The organism is Marinobacterium marisflavi, assembly GCF_982447095.1.
This window is the reverse complement of record NZ_OZ457898.1, coordinates 2,136,052-2,153,923: the sequence shown is the minus strand read 5'-3', so window position 1 is coordinate 2,153,923 and position 17,872 is coordinate 2,136,052. Positions and strand designations below refer to the sequence as shown.

Here is a 17,872-nt window from a genome sequence, read left to right as displayed (position 1 = left end):
TGTCTGAAATGCGCTCGATTCTGCAACAACTGCCGCGCAACCTAGCGCGGCTTCCGGGGCACTTCATGGCTGAACAGGGGATACTCCACTCCGCTGCTCTGACCTACACCACGCTCTTCTCGCTAGTGCCGCTGATGACGCTCAGCTATGCGATGCTGGCGTTGGTGCCGTCGTTCCAAGGGCTCAGCACGCAGCTTGAAGATATGATCTTCTCCAACTTTCTACCGGATACAGGTACGGCGATCCAATCCTCTTTGGCTCAGTTCGCGGAGCAGGCGCGCTCGCTGACGCTGGTCGGCGTGATCTTCCTGTTCATCACGGCACTGTTGATGATGCGCAGTATCGAGGCTGCGTTGAATCGTATCTGGCAGGTGCGCTCGGGACGTAAATTCCTCGCCAGCTTACTGATCTACTGGGCTGTGGTGACGCTGGGGCCGCTGCTTATTGGTGTTGGGTTAGCGTTGAGTTCTTATCTATATGGGCTCGCGCGGTTGGATCAGCTGACCGGTGCCGCCGATCTGCTCGTGGTGCTGCCCTGGCTGATGACGGCTGCGGCCTTCACTCTGATCTACGCTGTGGTGCCCCATGCGCCTGTGCCCTGGAGAGCGGCGCTTATCTCAGGCATTGTTGCTGCACTTGCTTTCGAGCTATCCAAGCGCGGATTTAGCTTCTTCATTACCCAGTTTCCGACCTACAAACTGATCTATGGGGCCTTTGCCGCAGTACCAATCTTCCTTGTTTGGATCTTTATCTGCTGGTCGATATTTATTGCAGGCGGCACTCTGTCGCGGCTGTTGAGTACACCGGTTGGGGCGACCAAGAGCCCAACATCGGAGCTCTACCTTACGTTGCGCCTGCTGCAGCGTCTGGCGCATGCGCAATTGGCGGGCGAAAGTGTCAAACCGGCGCATCTGTTGAAGCAGGTTGAAGGTATGACAGCGGCTTCACTGGAGCGTATCTGGTTGAAATTGGAGCCGTTGGAGTTGCTGGCGCGGGATGAGGATGGCAGTTGGCTGATTAAACGCGAACTGCATCAGGTCAAGCTACAGCAGGTCGATCAGATGTTTAACGAAACCGCGTTGCAAGTTGCAGATTCAGCTGAAGCTTGGGAGCGTAACCTATCACTTCGGTTGCAGGCGCTGCAGGAGGGGCGGGATGCTCAGTTTGAACTGAGTTTGGCTGAGCTGTTTTTCGCTGAGTCAGCAAAGTCAGATCCAAAGCAAAAAATAAAGGAGCTCTAAGATATGGAACAACCGCTAACCCTGCACCTATTGGTCAATGGTCGGGTGCAGGGTGTTTGGTTTCGTCAATTCACCCGCCAACAAGCTGAGGCTTATGGGGTAACTGGGTACGTTCGCAATCTGCCCAATGGTAGGGTCGAGGCTGTCCTGAGTGGGGAAGCGGCTGCGGTGCGTCAGGTAGAGGCTTGGCTGGGTGAGGGGCCGGAGCTGGCACAGGTGGCGGAAGTCGTATCAGCCGAAGTCCCGTTTCAACCGTTTGAGAGTTTTGAGGTCAGGCGCTAGGCCTGACCTCAATCCTAATTACTGACCTAGTTTGGCGATCAGTTGATTCGCCGCATCGGCAAGCTCGATATCTGAGGAGTCGGCGTCACGACGGCCCTTGTACTCCAACTGACCCGCAGCGATACCGCGATCCGATATAACCAAGCGGTGTGGAATACCCGTCAACTCCATATCGGCAAACTTCACGCCGGGGCGCTCTTTGCGATCATCCAGCAGTACATCAACGCCACGAGATTTCAGCTCGTTGTAGAGCTGGTCAGCAAGGTTGCGCACATCCTCAGACTTGTCGTAGTTCAGTGGAACCAGTGCAACCGTGAAAGGCGCCAATGCCTCAGGCCAAATAATGCCGCGATCGTCGTAATTTTGCTCGATAGCCGCAGCAACAACTCGGGTAATGCCAATGCCGTAACAACCCATGGTTATCGGTACCGCTTTACCATTCTCATCGAGAACAGTCGCATTCATCGCTTGGGAATATTTCAGGCCAAGCTGGAAGATATGACCCACCTCGATACCTCGACGAATGTTGAGCGTACCTTTGCCGCAGGGGCTGGGATCACCCGCTACAACATTGCGGATATCGGCGACGCGACCCAATTCGACGTCGCGACCCCAGTTGATGCCGAAGTAGTGTTTGCCGTCAATGTTAGCGCCGGCACCGAAGTCAGAGGCAGCTGCAACAGCGCGATCAACGATAACTGGAACAGTGAGGCCAACAGGGCCGAGTGAGCCCGGTCCTGCGCCAACGAGAGCACGGATCTCCTCTTCAGTTGCCATCACCAGCGGCGATGCGACTTCAGGCTGCTTCTCGGCTTTGATCTCATTGAGCGTGTGATCACCGCGAACCAGCAGTGCGACTAGGTCCGCTTCTACCTCTTGGGAGGCGCGCACGAACAGTGTTTTGATGGTCTTCTCAATTGGCAGATTGTGCTGTTCTACCAGCGCTGCAATTGTTTTTGCGTTTGGCGTATCAACCAGGTGCATCTCTTGTGATGGTGCAGCTGGCCCTTCTGGGGCGACTGCCTCTGCCATCTCTACGTTGGCTGCAAAATCGCTGCTGTCAGAGAAGGCGATATCATCCTCGCCCGAGTCTGCGAGTACGTGGAACTCGTGTGAACCAGTACCACCGATCGAGCCGTTGTCGGCGATCACTGGGCGGTAGTCCAGGCCGAGGCGATCGAAGATTTTGCAGTAGGTGTCGTAGTAGATGTCGTAGGTCTGCTGCAAAGATTCATGGTTGATATGGAAGGAGTAGCCATCCTTCATTATGAATTCGCGAGAGCGCATAACGCCAAAGCGAGGACGGATCTCATCACGGAATTTCGTTTGAATCTGGTAGAAGTTACCGGGCAGTTGTTTGTAACTTTTCAACTCACGACGGATCAGGTCTGTGATCACCTCTTCGTGAGTAGGGCCCACGCAGAACTCACGGTTGTGGCGATCGTGCAGGCGCAGCAGTTCAGGTCCGTACTGCTCCCAACGCCCTGACTCTTGCCAAAGTTCGGCGGGCTGAACGGCCGGCATTAGTAGCTCTTGGGCGCCCGATGCGTCCAACTCTTCGCGCACAATTCGTTCAACTTTACGCAGTGTGCGCAGACCCATGGGTAGCCAAGTGTAAAGGCCAGAAGCCAATTTGCGGATCATGCCTGAGCGCAGCATCAACTGGTGGCTAATCACCTCTGCGTCGGCGGGTGTTTCTTTGACTGTGGCGATAAGAAATTGGCTCGCGCGCATCTTTTGGGCTTCCCGGTAGTATTAGAGTCGAAAAAAGAGTGCGTATTTTATGGGGCTAAGGCGCCAAGCGCCAGCCCCATTGGCGAGATGAGCTAAGCAGTAATCGCTAAGTCTGCAGTGGATTGCAGCAAGAAGCTCTCAAGCTCGTCTATCTGATCCTCATTGAACACTGGCAGGCCGTGACGCAGTAGCTCCTCGGCAGCAACCCCAGTTGATCCAGCTTTGTTGCCGCAGGAGGGGCTGCCCGCCTTCATTAGCGCGGCTACACAGCCATGTTTCTGAGCAAGTTCAAGCGTGATCTCGGCACCCGTTACAAATTCATCGGTAACATCAGCTTGGTCACTGGCGATGATTTGAATGGGAAAGCGCTGCACGATCTCTGCATAGGGGCGTGGCGTCGGTAAGCCGCCGAGAGTCTCAGGGCAGGCCGGCACGATCGCATCTTTGTCCAGGAGATCTCGTAAAAACGGGTGGGATATTTGATTATCGCGGCCGTCGTAACGAACCGCTTCGCCCAGTAAACAGGCGCTAACAAGTACTTTAATAGCTGACATATCTCAAAACGGAGTAGTAATTATTGTTGTTACCTTTTGGAGTTATCCAAGGCGGCGCACTATACCGAAGTGCGTCCGCCTTCTCAAATGGCTAACTACAAAAATCCCCGTTTAGAGACTTATGCTTTAGGGGCGTTTATCGACCATAAAGGTCGCCGTACCGGTTGCAATCTGTTTGTCGCCCACCCAAACATGGGTGTCACACTTAACACGACGACGACGCTGATCAACCTCTGTCACCACTATTTCAGCTCGCGCTGTCTGACCGATAAAAAGCGGCGCTTTGAACTTTAGGGTCTGATCAACATAGATTGCGCCGGGTCCCGGGAGTTTGGTGCCGGCGACAGTAGATATCAATGCGCCGCTGAGCATGCCGTGTGCGATACGCTGACCGAACATTGTGGTTTTAGCGTACTCCTCGTTGATATGCACTGGATTGGTATCTCCAGAGATCCCGGCAAAGCCGTAGACATCGGCCTCAGAGATTGTCTTTGCGAAGCTGTCGCTCATCCCCACTTCGAGGTCTTCTAGGTAGTAACCGTGTAGCTGATCCATCTGGACTCTCCTTAAAAATCTGCTCGCATCTTCATATGGTTGGCCAGAGATATCAACTCCATTTGTACGGCTATTTATGTTCTTGGGGCGACAAATCGGGTATCTTTAGCGCTCTTTTGATTAACCAGGACAGTTTGACCAACCATGATCATCACTCCAAAGATTCGCGGGTTTATCTGCACAACGACTCACCCAACGGGCTGTGAAGCCAATGTGCGTGAGCAGATCGCTAAGACTCAGGCTCAGGGCACTATCGAAAACGGCCCTAAGCGCGTGTTGGTGATTGGCGCATCAAGCGGCTACGGACTGAGTTCGCGTATCACTGCTGCCTTTGGCGCTGGCGCATCAACTATCGGTGTCTTCTTTGAGAAAGCCGGCACAGAGCGTAAAACGGGAACTGCAGGTTGGTACAATGCAGCAAGCTTTGACGCTCTAGCACAGCAGGGAGGTCTCTACTCCAAATCACTCAATGGCGATGCTTTCTCTAACGAAGCGAAGCAGAAGACAATTGATCTGATCAAACAGGATCTGGGTCAGATTGACCTAGTGGTCTACTCGCTGGCCTCACCTGTTCGTAAGATGCCTGAGACGGGTGAACTGATCCGCTCTGCGCTCAAACCGATCGGTGAGACCTATCGCTCTACAGCGATTGATACCAACAAAGACCAGATCATTGAGGCAGAAGTAGAGCCAGCGACCGAGGAAGAGGTGGAAGCGACCGTCAAGGTTATGGGCGGCCAAGACTGGGAACTTTGGGTCAATGCTTTGGCCGACGCCGGTGTTCTAGCAGAAGGCTGTAAAACTGTCGCCTACAGCTATATCGGTACTGATATCACCTGGCCAATCTACTGGCACGGTGCGCTCGGCAAGGCAAAGCAGGATCTGGACCGTGCCGCTGCTGAGCTCGATGCGCGTCTGAAACAGCAGGGCGGGCAGGCAAATGTTGCGGTTCTGAAATCGGTAGTCACTCAGGCCTCGTCCGCGATTCCCGTTATGCCGCTCTATCTGGCTATGGTGTTCAAGATTATGCGAGCGCAGGGGCTGCATGAAGGCTGTCAGGAGCAGATTGATCGTCTGTTCAGAACAGGTCTGTATGGCGATTCGGCGCAGATGGATGAGGGTAACCGCTTCCGCCTGGATGATTGGGAACTGCGTGATGATGTACAGCAGGCATGTCGCGATCTCTGGCCGCAGATTACCACCGAAAATCTGTTTGAGATGACGGATTATCAGCTCTACAAAGATGAGTTCCTCAAGCTGTTCGGTTTTGGCTGCGAAGGTGTCGACTATGAAGCGGATGTCAGCCCTGAAGTGAGCTTCGAGCCGGTTGAGATCTAATAGATTCTCTTAGATAAAGGCCGCTAAGTTGCGGCCTTTTTTATAGCTCGACTGATCTTGGACTGACCATATTCCGTAGCACAATCGCAAGTTACGGTAAGTCACCACAGAGCAACTGAAGAAGAGTCACGGACGCATGAAATACAAAGGTTTTCCCGAATTTAGCCACTACCAAGCTGACCGCATCGGAGTTCTGGTCACCAATTTGGGTACGCCCGATGAGCCGACTCCTAAGGCCTTGAGGCGCTATCTAAAGGAGTTTCTGTGGGATCCGCGTGTAGTGGAAGTACCGCGGCCGATCTGGTGGATGGTACTCAACCTGATCATCCTGAATGTGCGTCCGAAACGCTCCGCTGAGGCTTATCAGACGGTGTGGACTGAGGGTGGCTCTCCGCTACTAATTCACACGCGAAATCAGGCGAACGCTATTCGCGAGCGCTTGCAGGCGCAGTACGGTGAGCGTGTCGTGGTCGATTTCGCGATGCGCTACGGTAACCCATCGATCGAGTCGGTATTGGATAAGATGCAGGCTCAGGGTGTGCGAAAACTGGTTGTGCTGCCTCTCTATCCGCAATACAGCGCGTCAACCTCGGGTTCTACCTTTGACGCCGTAGCTGCCGATTTTCAGAAGCGTCGTTGGATTCCCGATTTTCGTTTTGTTCGCAGTTACCTCGAAAACGATAAGTATATCGACGCGATGGCACAGCGTATTCAGCGACACTGGGATGAACATGGCCGGACCGATCTATTGCTGCTCTCCTACCATGGCGTGCCCAAGCGCTATCTGATGTCGGGCGACCCTTATCACTGTGAGTGTCACAAAACGTCCCGCCTATTGGCTGAGCGTTTGGGACTCAAGGAGGGTGAGTACAAAACCACCTTCCAGTCACGCTTCGGCCGCGAAGAGTGGCTAAAGCCATACACCGATGAGACGCTGAAGGCGCTGCCGGATGAGGGTGTTAAGTCTGTTCAAGTGTTCTGCCCGGGTTTCTCCTCTGACTGTCTCGAGACAATCGAGGAGATTGGTGAGGAGAACCGTGAGTACTTTATGGAGTCAGGTGGTGAGCGCTACGAGTATATCAGCGCCCTGAATGACGAGCCTGCTCACATCGATGCGTTGGAGGATGTAATCCGCGCTGAAGTGGGTCACTGGTTTGAGTCAGCCGGTGATGATGTTCAGGCACGTGGCGATCGTGCGGTCGCGATGGGTGCAGACAAGTAAAATTCACTTGCACCTTGGCGCGTCTGCGACAAGAATGGTGATATCTAACGAAGAGTGGAGGGCTCGTTATGTCTGCAAATACACCGCACCCAAAATTTATGGATGCCATGCGCAAACTCTCCGCTATGTCCGAAGAAGAGCGGCTCTCTGAACAGAACAGAGAGCTGTTCGAGCAGGCGATCGCCTATGCTCCTCTTGATATTCAACCCCAGTTGATTGCGATCCAGAAAAAGTACGAGCAGCCGCTTCATTAGGCGAGCCTGCATGCAAGAGGTCATCCCTCCTTTCGGAAGGGGAGGTGATCCTGTAGTTGCAGCATACGATGCTCCATGGCGCGTTTCTCCTCATCAAGGAAGCGTTCTATCGCCAAATTGAACTGCGGGTCTTTGATATGGTGATAGGAGTAGGTGGGGGTCGGAACAAAGCCTCGTTTGATCTTGTGCTCTCCCTGCGCGCCTGGGTCAAAACGTGATAAACCCTTTGCAATACAATAGTCTAGACCCTGGTAGTAGCAGGTTTCGAAGTGCAAACTATCAAACTCTTGAGTACAGCCCCAGTAGCGTCCATAGAGCGTTGAGTCGTCAAAAAAGCTCAAGGCACCTGCAACATATTCATCTTCATGCCGGGCCATCACCAGCAACATCTGATCTGCAAGCGTTTCACTCAGCTCGAGAAAGAAGGCTTTGGTGAGATAGGGCTGCTGGCCGCGAACCAGATAGGTCATCACATAGAAGTCGTAGAAGGTCTCAATGACTTGCGCGTTGATCTCGTCACCTGTTAGCTGCTCAAATTTAATACCTTGCTCGGCCACCTTGCGACGCTCTTTTTTGAGGTCTTTACGTTTACGCGCATTGAAGCTGGCCAGATAGTCATCGAAATCTTTAAAACCCTGATTAAACCAGTGGTACTGACATCCCATGCGCTGCATCATGCCGGTGCCCTTAAAGGGTTTATCGCTAGTGCGGGGGAAGAGTAGATGAGCTGTCTCTATGCGATACTCCTCGCAGAGTTGCGACAGAATCTGCGCTATTAGTGGCTCAATCTGCTCTTTATTGAGGCTAGAGAACCAGCGTGGTCCTGTGGCTGGCGTAAATGGAATTGCACTCAGGAGTTTTGGGTAGTAGTTGCGACCTGCACGCTCATAGGCTTCAGCCCAGGACCAGTCAAAGACGTACTCGCCCCAGGAGTGCTGTTTTAGGTAGAGCGGCATGAGCAAGACAGTCTCACCGTCTTGTCGCACTTCAACATGCAGGGGCTGCCAGCCAGTTTTAGGTGATACCGAGCCGGTCGTCTCGAGCGCATTGAGAAACTCGTAACGGGTGAAGGGGTAAGCCTCAGTGTTGAGCTCTTCCCAGCGTTGCTGGCCGATCTCGGCAATGGAACTGTGCGTGCTGATCTCAAACATAATGCGCTATAGTGGAAAAGTAGTTAGGTGATAGTAGCGCTACGAGGAGCTAGGTTAAATGGATGAATTAGAACTCGAATTTCAGCTTGATCCGCAATTGGCCGCTGATACTGTGCACGTGGGTGACTTTCCGCTTTCTCGAGTGCTGTTAATGAACGACTCCAATTACCCTTGGTTTATTCTGGTACCACGTCGCGCCGGCGTGACTGAGATCTACCACCTAGGGGAGAAAGATCGGCACCAGTTGATGCGTGAGTCCGCAGCTCTGGCTGAAAACCTCGCAGATATCTTTGCCGCTCGAAAGATGAATGTGGCCAACCTGGGGAACATGGTGGCTCAGTTACACGTTCACGTCATTGTGCGCAAAGAGTCAGATGCCGCATGGCCGGGACCGGTTTGGGGTAAAGTCCCTACGCAAGCGTACACCGATGAGGAGCTGAAACGCATAGAGTCGCGTCTCGATACGCTCCTTGAAGGGGAACTCGCCTTCACACCCGCCTAATCTCCGCCTTGTCCCTTTCTTATCCTTTTCTCGGATGAGCAGGCCCTAATTTGGGCCTGTCAGAGCCGCATAATTCAGGTATACTTTGCGCCTTTAATTTTCAGCACGATTTTTGGGCACGAGCGTTTAACGGCGCTCGGCGAAAGTACAGGATTAGCAAACTATGCGCAGCCACTATTGCGGCGACCTTCGCGAAGAACATATTGGACAAGAGATTACTCTAACTGGTTGGGTGCACCGTCGCCGTGACCACGGTGGTGTTATCTTCCTCGATCTGCGTGATCGTGAAGGTATCGCACAGGTGGTATTTGACCCTGACCGTGAAGCGAGCTTTGCGCTGGCTGATAGCTGCCGTAATGAGTTCGTCGTGAAGGTGAATGGTTTAGTTCGCGCGCGTCCAGAAGGCACGACAAATGCTGACATGGGTACAGGCGCGATTGAGGTTCTTGGCAAAGAGATGGAGATCCTCAACAAGGCTGAGACACCTCCGTTCCAGCTTGATGAGCATCAGCAGGTGGGTGAGGATGTGCGTCTGCGCCACCGTTACGTTGACCTGCGTCGTCCTGAAATCCAGCAGAAGCTGCGTTTCCGCTCGAAAGTGACGCATCAGGTACGTGCTTACCTCGAGAACGAGGGTTTCCTCGATATCGAGACTCCAATCCTGACGCGTGCTACTCCAGAAGGCGCGCGTGACTACCTGGTTCCTAGCCGTACTCACGAAGGCAGCTTCTTCGCACTGCCACAGTCACCCCAGCTGTTTAAACAGCTGCTGATGGTTTCGGGTTTTGATCGTTACTACCAGATCGCTAAATGTTTCCGCGACGAAGACCTGCGTGCTGACCGCCAGCCAGAATTTACTCAGATCGATATTGAGACCTCTTTCTGTGACGAAGCAGAGATCATGGGTATCACTGAGCGCATGATTCGTGGTCTGTTCCAGGATCAGCTGGGTGTGGATCTCGGTGAGTTCCCACACATGCCATATTCTGAGGCGATGTCCCGTTACGGTTCAGACAAACCCGACCTGCGTATCCCAATGGAGCTGGTTGATGTGGCCGATCTCGTTGCCGGCGTCGACTTTAAAGTGTTCTCTGGCCCTGCAACTGACCCTAAGGGTCGTGTAGCAGCACTCAAAGTACCGGGCGGTTCAGAACTGACTCGTAAACAGATCGACGACTACACCAAGTATGTCTCTATCTACGGGGCTAAGGGTCTGGCGTGGATCAAGGTGAACGACCTGGCTGCTGGATCAGAGGGTCTGCAGTCTCCAATCGTTAAGTTCCTCGGTGAAGAAGTTGCCGTTGCTATTATGCAGCGCCTGGGTGCGCAGAATGGTGACCTGGTATTCTTCGGTGCGGATAAAGAGAAGATCGTCAACGAAGCTCTGGGTGCGCTGCGTATCAAAGTCGGTGAAGATCTTAACATGCTCGAACGCGAGTGGGCGCCTCTATGGGTTGTCGACTTCCCAATGTTCGAAGAGAACTCAGATGGCAGCCTGACGGCGCTACACCACCCATTCACAGCACCAAGCTGCACACCTGTGGAGCTGCTGGAGCAGCCAGAGGGCAAGCTCTCACGTGCTTACGACATGGTGCTAAACGGTACTGAGCTCGGCGGTGGTTCTGTTCGTATCCACGATCAGGAGATGCAGAAAGCGGTATTCAAAGTGCTGGGTATCTCCGACGAGGAGGCTGAACAGAAGTTTGGCTTCCTGTTGAATGCACTCAAGTACGGTGCACCGCCACATGGTGGTCTGGCTTTCGGTCTTGATCGCCTGATCATGCTGATGACTGATTCTAGTTCAATCCGCGAAGTGATCGCCTTCCCTAAAACCCAGAGTGCGGCCTGTCCGATGACTGATGCACCGGGAGAGGTGAGCGCAGCGCAGCTGCGTGAACTGAATATTAAGCTGCGTAAAACACCTTAAATGGGTAGCGCTCGAGCGCTACTGACCGCAGGGTAAATTGAAAAGGGGCATTAGCCCCTTTTCTGTTTTGTGCACGATCTGAAAGTCGAGGGGGCTGACAGCCATCTTTTTTCGTACGATGATCAATCACTAGTTTTATTTCGGAGCCATCATGAACAGTGTAAGTCACCTCTTTCATCTAGCCTTCCCTGTGACCGATCTGGAAGCAGCGCGTAAGTTCTACATTGATATCCTCGGCTGCAAGACGGGCCGGGAGTCAGATAAATGGATCGACTTCGATTTTTGGGGTCATCAGGTTGTTGCGCATCTTGTTGCTCCGCAAGACCACCCAGCCGCGGCAACCAATGGCGTGGATGGCAAGGCAATTCCGGCGATGCACTTTGGGCCAATTCTCGCCTGGGATGAGTTTGAGGCGTTGCAGGCTAAATTGGAGTCGGCGAACATTGAGTTCGTGGTCGAGCCCTATGTGCGGTTTGAGAACCGTAAAGGGGAGCAGGCTACCATGTTTATCGCAGATCCCAGTGGCAACCATCTTGAGTTCAAGAGCTTTCGCAACATCGAGATGTTGTTCGCCAAAGATGACGAACTCTACCTCTAGGCTCTCCTTGAGCTACTCAACAGAATCCCTCAAAAGCTCACCTAGCGTTGGGGTCGCTGGTTAAGGCTGTTATCATGCAGCTAAACAGGTGGCGCCCGGTGGGCGAATGAGGCGCAGATGCTGATATTAGGAATCGATCCAGGTTCCAGAATTACTGGTTACGGTGTGATTAACGCACTGGGAAATCAGGTCGAGTATGTCGCCAGCGGCTGTATTCGAATCGCCGACGCCAGCCTTCCCGACAAGCTTAATCAGGTTTTCCAAGGTATTGGTCAGATCGTAGAGCAGTATCAGCCGCAAGAGGTTGCGATTGAGCAGGTCTTTATGTCGCGCAATGCTGATTCAGCGCTCAAGCTTGGGCAAGCCCGTGGCGTTGCTATTGTCGCGGCCTCTTCTCGCGGTATTGATGTGCATGAGTATGCGGCGCGGCTGGTTAAGCAGGCAGTGACCGGTACAGGGGGCGCAGATAAGTCTCAGGTTCAACAGATGGTTGCGCGCATTTTAAAGCTGCCGGGTTTGCCGCAGGTTGATGCCGCGGATGGTCTCGCTATCGCACTCTGTCATGCGTACACTCGACAGGGCTTGATAGCAACGGCAGGGTCACGCAAAACGGTACGCAGCAATCGCTGGCGACTGTAATAATGCCAGCTCAGTTATTTGAGTTTTCACAGATTTTTAACAGAAGGAATCCCGAGTGATTGGACGCTTAACCGGTGAGTTGATTGAGAAGCTACCTCCAGGCCTGATGGTCGACGTATCAGGCGTCGGTTATGAGGTGGAGGCATCGATGAACACCTTCTATAAGCTGCCTGAGGTTGGCACCTTCGTCACTATCTACACTCACTTTGTGGTGCGTGAAGATGCCCAGTTGCTCTACGGCTTCGCGGATAAGCAGGAGCGCTCGTTGTTTCGCCAGTTGATCAAGGTGAATGGAGTCGGTCCAAAACTCGCACTGACAATACTTTCTGGTATCTCTGCCGATGAGTTCGTGCGCTGTGTACATGCTGAGGACACTGCGGCACTGGTTCGCCTGCCGGGTGTCGGTAAAAAGACGGCCGAACGCTTGATTATAGAGGTTAAAGATAAACTCGATAAACTGGAGATGCCGACCGCTGTTGAGTTTGAACTGGGTGCTGTCGAGTTGCCCGGCGCCAAAGCTGCAGCTGTGGATAATCGTGCTGATGCTGAGACTGCGTTAGTGGCATTGGGTTATAAACCGCTGCAGGCGACTAAGGCGATCGAGGCCGCAGCGGAGCAGCTGCCGGGAGCATCCACTGAGGATCTGATTCGTCAGGCGCTGAAAACCATGGTAGCGGGGTAGTTAGATGCAGATCGATGCTGACCGTTTTGTATCGCCGGTAACGGCGCCCGGAGAAGAGGCGCAGGACCGTGCTGTTCGCCCCAAGACACTCGCTGATTATGAGGGGCAGCCTCGTGTACGTGAGCAGATGGAGATATTCATCCATGCGGCACGCAAGCGTAACGAAGCGCTCGATCATACTCTGATCTTCGGCCCTCCAGGTCTGGGTAAAACTACGCTCGCGAACATCATCGCGAATGAGATGGGTGGCCAGATTAAAACAACCTCGGGTCCGGTGTTGGAGAAGGCTGGCGATATCGCCGCCATGCTCACCAACCTCGAGCCCGGTGACGTGCTTTTTATTGACGAGATTCACCGCCTGAGCCCCAATGTTGAGGAGGTTCTCTATCCGGCGATGGAGGACTATCAGCTCGATATTATGATTGGTGAGGGTCCTGCGGCTCGATCTATTAAGCTGGAGCTGCCACCGTTCACCTTAGTTGGCGCCACGACACGCGCAGGCCTGTTGACTTCGCCGCTGCGTGATCGTTTCGGAATTGTGCAGCGCCTCGAGTTCTACTCGGTAGAAGATCTCAGCCATATCGTTACCCGCACAGCTAACCTCAGTGGCTGTGATATCGAACCGGGCGGTGCGCATGAAATTGCTCGGCGTTCGCGCGGCACACCGCGTATCGCCAACCGCCTGCTGCGCCGTGCCCGTGACTTTGCCGAGGTGAAGGGCGATGGTCGCATCACTGAAGAGATCGCCGACAGAGCTCTAAATATGCTCAATGTTGACCAGCAAGGCTTTGATCATATGGACCGACGCATGCTGCTGGCGATGCTTGAGAAGTTTGGCGGCGGGCCAGTAGGTGTCGACAGCTTGGCCGCTGCAATCAGCGAGGAGCGCGATACCATAGAGGATGTCCTTGAACCCTATCTTATTCAGCAAGGTTTTGTGATGCGTACCCCGAGGGGGCGAGTTCTGACGGACCTTGCCTATCAGTACTTCGGTGTGGATCGCACTCGTCTAGAGGATTAGAGCGAGGTTTCAGATCCGACTAATTCTTCGCTTGATTGTGTTCAGTGACCGGAATGCCCTACACCTAGTCTGGGTTTAAGCCCGGGTTAATCCGCTGCTGATATCCTCTGCGCTAATTTGAAACAAGTATCTGATATTCCGAGCTTATTACTGGATGCTTGTATTAAAAACTGGCGCTGTTATTGTGAGCCAAGTTTCTGATTTTTGGGGGAGTCTATGGCCTTCGAATGGCCTCTGCGGGTTTACATCGAAGACACCGATTTTGGTGGTCTTGTCTACTACGCAAATCACCTCAAATTTATGGAGCGCGCCCGCACTGAGTGCCTGCGAGCGGCCGGCTGGTCGCAGGCGGAGTTGATCAACTCAGGGCTGCTGTTTGTTGTTGGGCGAGTTGATGTTCAGTTTCGTGCGCCCGCTCGCTTGGATCAGGAACTTTATGTGCGTACAAGTATCCAACAGGTGAAAGGCGCACGGTTGATATTTGCTCAGTCCGTAGATGATGCGCAAAAAGCAGAGCAGCTCAGTAGGGGGACAGTTGAGGTGATCTGTGTTGATCCAGTCAGCATGAAACCACGACGTTGGCCAACGGAATTGATAGACACCATGCGGGCAAAGGTGCCCCAGGCATGGTCTGAACAGGAGTAGTTTGTGGACGATAAGATGTCGATTTGGAGTTTGGTGCTGGAGGCGAGTTTTATCGTCCAGCTGGTGATGCTTTCACTGATGGCCGCCTCCTTTCTCTCCTGGGTGATGATTTTCCAGCGTCGAGCGGCGCTCAGCAAAGCCAAAAGGGCATTTAAAGCTTTTGAAGACCGTTTCTGGTCAGGCGTGGATCTCGGACAGCTCTATCGTGAATCTACCGCGAATCCAAACCTTGAAAGTGGCGCAGAGAACCTTTTTCGGGCGGGGCTTAAAGAGTTCACGCGCTTAACTCAGCACGGCACCGCTGACCCAGACGTGGTTATGAACGGTGTGCAGCGCGCGATGCGTGTGGCGATGTCGCGAGAAGAGGAGCGTCTTGAACGCCACCTGCCGTTCTTAGCGACTGTCGGCTCAACGAGCCCTTACGTCGGCCTGTTTGGTACGGTCTGGGGGATAATGAACGCCTTCCGTGGGCTGGCAAACGTACAGCAAGCGACCCTTGCTTCAGTTGCACCGGGTATTGCAGAGGCACTGGTCGCAACGGCGATTGGTCTGTTTGCAGCGATTCCCGCTGTAGTCGCTTACAACCGCTTCTCAGCTCAGGCTGATAATCTGTTGGCGAGCTACGAGACCTTTGCGGACGAGTTCTCAAGCATCCTCTACCGCCGCGTCCATGCGAGCGGCTGATTAAGAGGTTGGAATGATTAGACGAGCGCGCTCGAAGCGCAAACTCAACGCCGAAATCAACGTCGTTCCTTACATTGATGTCACGTTGGTGCTGCTGATTATCTTTATGGTGACGGCTCCGATGCTGACTCAGGGTGTCGATGTTGAATTGCCTAAAGCAGCAGCTGAGCCGGTAGAGACTGAAGATAATGAGCCGCTGATTGTCAGCGTGGATGCCGAAGGTCAGTACTACATTAATCTGGGTGAGGATGAGATGCGTCCTCGCACAGCCGATGATATAGCTACTTCGGTTGGAAGAGTGTTGCAGGTTAATCAGGGTAAGTTACTGTTGGTACGTGGCGACCGCGATGCGAGCTACGAGCAGGTGGTACAGTTGATGGTGCTGTTACAGGGAGTCGGTGCCGAGCGCGTCGGGTTGGTGACGGAGTAGTCTGTGCGTTTTGATCAGAGTTACATTCTGCCGGCCGCTTTCGCCACCCTAGTTCATCTAGTGGTTCTAGTGGTGATCTCTGGTTTCTGGATCGGTACCGCACAGAGTCAAACGGAGCGTCCGCGCCATATACAGGCGCAGATGTTTGATCTTACGGCACTCAGTGATAAGCAGGCTGCGCAGCAGCAGTCAGAGCAGAAACGCAAGCAAGATGAGGCTGCTAAGCAGCGCGAAGCGCAGCAGAAACAGCAGCGTGAAGCTGAACAGCGCAAGCGTGAGCAGCAGCAAAAGGCTGAGGCCAAGGCGAAGGCTGATGCCGAGAAGAGGGCTAAGGCAGAAGCGCAAGCTAAGGCCAAGGCTGAGCAAGAGGCTGAGAAGCTCGCCGAACAGAAGGCCAAAGCCAAGGCTGAGGCTGAGGCTAAAGCTAAAGCGAAAGCAGAGGCGAAGTTAGAGGCTGAAGCTAAAGCCAAAGAGGATGCGAAGTTAAAAGCTGAGGCTAAAGCTAAGGCTGAAGCGAAGAAGAAAGCGGACGCCAAGAAAAAGGCTGAGGCGAAGAAAAAAGCCGAGGCGAAGAAAAAAGCCGAGGCTAAAGCGAAAGCTGAAGAGAAGCGTAAAGCGGATGCCAAGGCCAAAGCAGAGCGAGAAGCCAAGGCAAAAGCTGACGCTGAAGCCAAGCGCCGAGCTGAGGAGGCTGCGCGTCAACAGGCTGCAGCCGAAGAGCGTGCCAACCGTGTCGTCGGAGATATTCAGGGGTACATACAGGGGCTGTTGCAACAAGCCTGGCGTATACCCTCTACGGCACGCAACGGTATGAGTGCCGTTGTAGCGATCAATCTTTTCCCGAGCGGGGAGATCGATCAGGCGTATATAGAGACAAGTAGTGGTGATCAGGCGTTTGATCGCTCAGCGCTGCAGGCGGTCTTCCGCGTAGAACGATTCGAACGGGTCTCTGATGTCGACCCTATTCTGTTTGAGAGGCGTCTGAGGCGCATCCTGGTAACCTTTAGACCAGAGGGATTGAGATGGTAATTTTGCGAGTGTTAAAGGCGTGCATGGTGCTGGTGCTTCTGCTGCCGCTGGCGGTAAAAGCTGAGTTGGTGGTCGAGGTTACGCAGGGTGTCTCAGAGCCGACCCCGGTTGCTGTTGTGCCGTTTAAATACTCGGGCAGCGCAGCGCTGCCGGAAGACGTTGCCCAGATCATTGATGAGGATCTCAGTCGCTCGGGGCTCTTCAGTACCTTGCCACGCTCAGCGATGCTGGGTCTGCCCTCTGTGCGCGAGCAGGTATTTTTCCGTGATTGGCGCATGACACAGTCGGACTTCCTGGTGATTGGTCGAATTGAGCCTGTCAATGCGAATCGCGTGAGTATCACATACGAACTCTACGATGTTCTTAAAGAGCAGAATCTAATGATTCAGCCATTGGAGGCGGATATCAGTCAGTTGCGTGATGCAGCGCACTTTATGGCTGATAAAATCTACGAAAAGCTCACCGGTAATCGCGGTGCGTTCTCAACCCGGATTGTTTACGTTACCGCAGAGCAGTTTGGCAATGAGCGCAGCCGCTACCGTCTGGAGATGGCTGACTGGGATGGTAATCGTCCGCGCATCATTCTGGAATCTCAAGAGCCGATTATGTCTCCAAGTTGGTCGGCTGATGGCAAGAAGGTCGCTTACGTCTCGTTCGAGTCAGGCCGCCCAGCGATCTACGTGCAGTATTTGGCCAGTGGCAAGCGCGAGCGTATTCAGTCATTTGCCGGTATCAATGGTGCGCCGGCTTGGTCACCCGATGGGCGTCAGTTGGCTATGGTGCTGTCGAAAGACGGTAACCCAGAGATCTATGTTCTAGATACGACAACCAGCGACCTGCAGCGTGTGACGAACCACTACGGTATCGATACCGAGCCAAGCTGGGCACCGGACGGTCGTTCCATTGTATTTACCTCAGATCGTGGCGGCTCACCGCAGATCTACCGTTTAGATATTGCCAGTCGCCAGCTTACCCGTTTGACCTATGAAGGTAACTACAACGCTAAGGCGAGTCTCACTCCTGATGGGCGCTTCTTGGCCTTGATCCATCGCTCTTCCGGCTCGGGTAACAAGTTTGCGGTTGCCGTACTGGATCTGAAAACCGATCGGCTTGATATCCTGACTGAGACCGGTCTAGAGGAGTCGCCAACAATTGCACCAAACGCAAGTGTGGTGCTCTATGCAACTCAAGAAGGCACTCGCGGTGTGCTCTCTGCGGTATCCCTCGATGGATTCGTTCGCTTTCGCATGCCGTTGCGTCAAGGCGACGTGCGTGAGCCTGCCTGGAGTCCGTTCCTAAACTAATCCCTTCTATGGCGGTAGTTTTGTTACATATAACAAATACCGCCAATCTTATGCCAAATTAGTTGGTTGTTTGGTCCGTA

The 17,872-nt window shown here is 53.5% G+C and carries 20 protein-coding genes; 16 read left to right on the top strand and 4 right to left on the bottom strand.

Features of this window, described 5'->3' with window-relative positions; translation table 11 throughout:
- The first annotated feature begins 8 nt into the window (after positions 1-8).
- Together AC1WNR_RS10615 and AC1WNR_RS10610 are read left to right on the top strand one after the other, a co-directional pair.
- Positions 9-1,241: a YihY family inner membrane protein gene (locus AC1WNR_RS10615; RefSeq protein ID WP_481645388.1), complete on the top strand. Its 1,233-nt coding sequence runs from the start codon at positions 9-11 to the stop codon at positions 1,239-1,241.
- 3 nt (positions 1,242-1,244) lie between these two features.
- The gene (locus tag AC1WNR_RS10610) at positions 1,245-1,523 is read left to right on the top strand and encodes an acylphosphatase (protein WP_481644464.1); all 279 of its coding nucleotides are present in this window, start codon (positions 1,245-1,247) and stop codon (positions 1,521-1,523) included.
- Positions 1,524-1,541: 18 nt separating this feature from the next.
- Here the strand turns inward: AC1WNR_RS10610 and AC1WNR_RS10605 are convergent, their stop codons facing one another.
- The 3 genes from AC1WNR_RS10605 to AC1WNR_RS10595 all read right to left on the bottom strand — a co-directional run bounded on the left by AC1WNR_RS10605 (position 1,542) and on the right by AC1WNR_RS10595 (position 4,366).
- Entirely contained in the window at positions 1,542-3,257 is a 1,716-nt protein-coding gene (locus tag AC1WNR_RS10605) for a proline--tRNA ligase (protein ID WP_481644463.1), read from the bottom strand.
- Between the two features lie 92 nt (positions 3,258-3,349).
- Positions 3,350-3,811, bottom strand: coding sequence for a 2-thiouracil desulfurase family protein (locus AC1WNR_RS10600; protein WP_481644462.1), 462 nt, complete (start codon positions 3,809-3,811; stop codon positions 3,350-3,352).
- Between the two features lie 126 nt (positions 3,812-3,937).
- Positions 3,938-4,366 (bottom strand): MaoC family dehydratase, encoded by a 429-nt coding sequence (locus AC1WNR_RS10595; RefSeq protein WP_481644461.1) that lies wholly within the window; start codon positions 4,364-4,366, stop codon positions 3,938-3,940.
- Between the two features lie 144 nt (positions 4,367-4,510).
- Between AC1WNR_RS10595 and fabV the strand changes: the two genes are divergently transcribed.
- The 3 genes from fabV (at position 4,511) to AC1WNR_RS10580 (ending at position 7,180) form a co-directional block, all read left to right on the top strand.
- Positions 4,511-5,704 carry an enoyl-ACP reductase FabV gene (gene fabV / locus AC1WNR_RS10590; RefSeq protein ID WP_481644460.1) on the top strand — a complete coding sequence of 398 codons (1,194 nt, stop codon included), beginning with the start codon at positions 4,511-4,513 and terminating at the stop codon, positions 5,702-5,704.
- Between the two features lie 136 nt (positions 5,705-5,840).
- Positions 5,841-6,926, top strand: coding sequence for a ferrochelatase (gene hemH / locus AC1WNR_RS10585; RefSeq protein ID WP_481644459.1), 1,086 nt, complete (start codon positions 5,841-5,843; stop codon positions 6,924-6,926).
- Positions 6,927-6,994: 68 nt separating this feature from the next.
- Entirely contained in the window at positions 6,995-7,180 is a 186-nt protein-coding gene (locus AC1WNR_RS10580) for a hypothetical protein (protein WP_481644458.1), read from the top strand.
- A gap of 20 nt (positions 7,181-7,200) precedes the next feature.
- On the opposite strand, the gene AC1WNR_RS10575 is transcribed toward AC1WNR_RS10580, so the two are convergent.
- Complete coding sequence (locus AC1WNR_RS10575) at positions 7,201-8,331, bottom strand: GNAT family N-acetyltransferase (RefSeq protein WP_481644457.1); 1,131 nt, start codon at positions 8,329-8,331, stop codon at positions 7,201-7,203.
- 58 nt (positions 8,332-8,389) lie between these two features.
- On the opposite strand from AC1WNR_RS10575, the gene AC1WNR_RS10570 reads away from it, so the two are divergent.
- The 11 genes from AC1WNR_RS10570 (at position 8,390) to tolB (ending at position 17,792) form a co-directional block, all read left to right on the top strand.
- On the top strand, positions 8,390-8,833 hold the full coding sequence (locus tag AC1WNR_RS10570; RefSeq protein WP_481644456.1) for an HIT domain-containing protein: 444 nt from the start codon (positions 8,390-8,392) through the stop codon (positions 8,831-8,833).
- A 163-nt stretch (positions 8,834-8,996) separates the two neighbouring features.
- The gene (aspS, locus tag AC1WNR_RS10565) at positions 8,997-10,760 is read left to right on the top strand and encodes an aspartate--tRNA ligase (RefSeq protein ID WP_481644455.1); all 1,764 of its coding nucleotides are present in this window, start codon (positions 8,997-8,999) and stop codon (positions 10,758-10,760) included.
- Between the two features lie 151 nt (positions 10,761-10,911).
- Positions 10,912-11,358 carry a VOC family protein gene (locus tag AC1WNR_RS10560; protein ID WP_481644454.1) on the top strand — a complete coding sequence of 149 codons (447 nt, stop codon included), beginning with the start codon at positions 10,912-10,914 and terminating at the stop codon, positions 11,356-11,358.
- Between the two features lie 117 nt (positions 11,359-11,475).
- Complete coding sequence (ruvC, locus tag AC1WNR_RS10555) at positions 11,476-11,997, top strand: crossover junction endodeoxyribonuclease RuvC (RefSeq protein WP_481644453.1); 522 nt, start codon at positions 11,476-11,478, stop codon at positions 11,995-11,997.
- A 55-nt stretch (positions 11,998-12,052) separates the two neighbouring features.
- Positions 12,053-12,679, top strand: coding sequence for a Holliday junction branch migration protein RuvA (ruvA, locus tag AC1WNR_RS10550; RefSeq protein WP_481644452.1), 627 nt, complete (start codon positions 12,053-12,055; stop codon positions 12,677-12,679).
- A 4-nt stretch (positions 12,680-12,683) separates the two neighbouring features.
- Positions 12,684-13,700, top strand: coding sequence for a Holliday junction branch migration DNA helicase RuvB (gene ruvB / locus AC1WNR_RS10545; protein ID WP_481644451.1), 1,017 nt, complete (start codon positions 12,684-12,686; stop codon positions 13,698-13,700).
- Positions 13,701-13,916: 216 nt separating this feature from the next.
- Positions 13,917-14,345: a tol-pal system-associated acyl-CoA thioesterase gene (gene ybgC / locus AC1WNR_RS10540; protein WP_481644450.1), complete on the top strand. Its 429-nt coding sequence runs from the start codon at positions 13,917-13,919 to the stop codon at positions 14,343-14,345.
- Between the two features lie 3 nt (positions 14,346-14,348).
- On the top strand, positions 14,349-15,029 hold the full coding sequence (gene tolQ / locus AC1WNR_RS10535) for a protein TolQ (protein ID WP_481644449.1): 681 nt from the start codon (positions 14,349-14,351) through the stop codon (positions 15,027-15,029).
- A 13-nt stretch (positions 15,030-15,042) separates the two neighbouring features.
- The gene (gene tolR, locus AC1WNR_RS10530; protein ID WP_481644448.1) at positions 15,043-15,459 is read left to right on the top strand and encodes a protein TolR; all 417 of its coding nucleotides are present in this window, start codon (positions 15,043-15,045) and stop codon (positions 15,457-15,459) included.
- Positions 15,460-15,462: 3 nt separating this feature from the next.
- Positions 15,463-16,488, top strand: a complete 1,026-nt coding sequence (tolA, locus tag AC1WNR_RS10525) for a cell envelope integrity protein TolA (RefSeq protein ID WP_481644447.1) — start codon at positions 15,463-15,465, stop codon at positions 16,486-16,488.
- Positions 16,482-17,792, top strand: coding sequence for a Tol-Pal system beta propeller repeat protein TolB (tolB, locus tag AC1WNR_RS10520; RefSeq protein ID WP_481644446.1), 1,311 nt, complete (start codon positions 16,482-16,484; stop codon positions 17,790-17,792). The genes tolA and tolB overlap by 7 nt, the downstream gene beginning before the upstream one ends.
- Positions 17,793-17,872: the final 80 nt, after the last annotated feature.

What these genes read in the sequence shown, in the direction of transcription:
- AC1WNR_RS10600 (WP_481644462.1), bottom strand. Translation starts at nt 3,811, where the DNA reads ATGTCAGCTATTAAAGTACTTGTTAGCGCCTGTTTACTGGGCGAAGCG.
- ybgC (WP_481644450.1), top strand. Translation starts at nt 13,917, where the DNA reads ATGGCCTTCGAATGGCCTCTGCGGGTTTACATCGAAGACACCGATTTT.
- ruvB (WP_481644451.1), top strand. Translation starts at nt 12,684, where the DNA reads ATGCAGATCGATGCTGACCGTTTTGTATCGCCGGTAACGGCGCCCGGA.
- tolR (WP_481644448.1), top strand. Translation starts at nt 15,043, where the DNA reads ATGATTAGACGAGCGCGCTCGAAGCGCAAACTCAACGCCGAAATCAAC.
- AC1WNR_RS10615 (WP_481645388.1), top strand. Translation starts at nt 9, where the DNA reads ATGCGCTCGATTCTGCAACAACTGCCGCGCAACCTAGCGCGGCTTCCG.
- ruvC (WP_481644453.1), top strand. Translation starts at nt 11,476, where the DNA reads ATGCTGATATTAGGAATCGATCCAGGTTCCAGAATTACTGGTTACGGT.
- hemH (WP_481644459.1), top strand. Translation starts at nt 5,841, where the DNA reads ATGAAATACAAAGGTTTTCCCGAATTTAGCCACTACCAAGCTGACCGC.
- AC1WNR_RS10610 (WP_481644464.1), top strand. Translation starts at nt 1,245, where the DNA reads ATGGAACAACCGCTAACCCTGCACCTATTGGTCAATGGTCGGGTGCAG.
- AC1WNR_RS10560 (WP_481644454.1), top strand. Translation starts at nt 10,912, where the DNA reads ATGAACAGTGTAAGTCACCTCTTTCATCTAGCCTTCCCTGTGACCGAT.
- AC1WNR_RS10570 (WP_481644456.1), top strand. Translation starts at nt 8,390, where the DNA reads ATGGATGAATTAGAACTCGAATTTCAGCTTGATCCGCAATTGGCCGCT.
- aspS (WP_481644455.1), top strand. Translation starts at nt 8,997, where the DNA reads ATGCGCAGCCACTATTGCGGCGACCTTCGCGAAGAACATATTGGACAA.
- fabV (WP_481644460.1), top strand. Translation starts at nt 4,511, where the DNA reads ATGATCATCACTCCAAAGATTCGCGGGTTTATCTGCACAACGACTCAC.
- AC1WNR_RS10605 (WP_481644463.1), bottom strand. Translation starts at nt 3,257, where the DNA reads ATGCGCGCGAGCCAATTTCTTATCGCCACAGTCAAAGAAACACCCGCC.
- AC1WNR_RS10595 (WP_481644461.1), bottom strand. Translation starts at nt 4,366, where the DNA reads ATGGATCAGCTACACGGTTACTACCTAGAAGACCTCGAAGTGGGGATG.
- AC1WNR_RS10575 (WP_481644457.1), bottom strand. Translation starts at nt 8,331, where the DNA reads ATGTTTGAGATCAGCACGCACAGTTCCATTGCCGAGATCGGCCAGCAA.
- AC1WNR_RS10580 (WP_481644458.1), top strand. Translation starts at nt 6,995, where the DNA reads ATGTCTGCAAATACACCGCACCCAAAATTTATGGATGCCATGCGCAAA.
- tolB (WP_481644446.1), top strand. Translation starts at nt 16,482, where the DNA reads ATGGTAATTTTGCGAGTGTTAAAGGCGTGCATGGTGCTGGTGCTTCTG.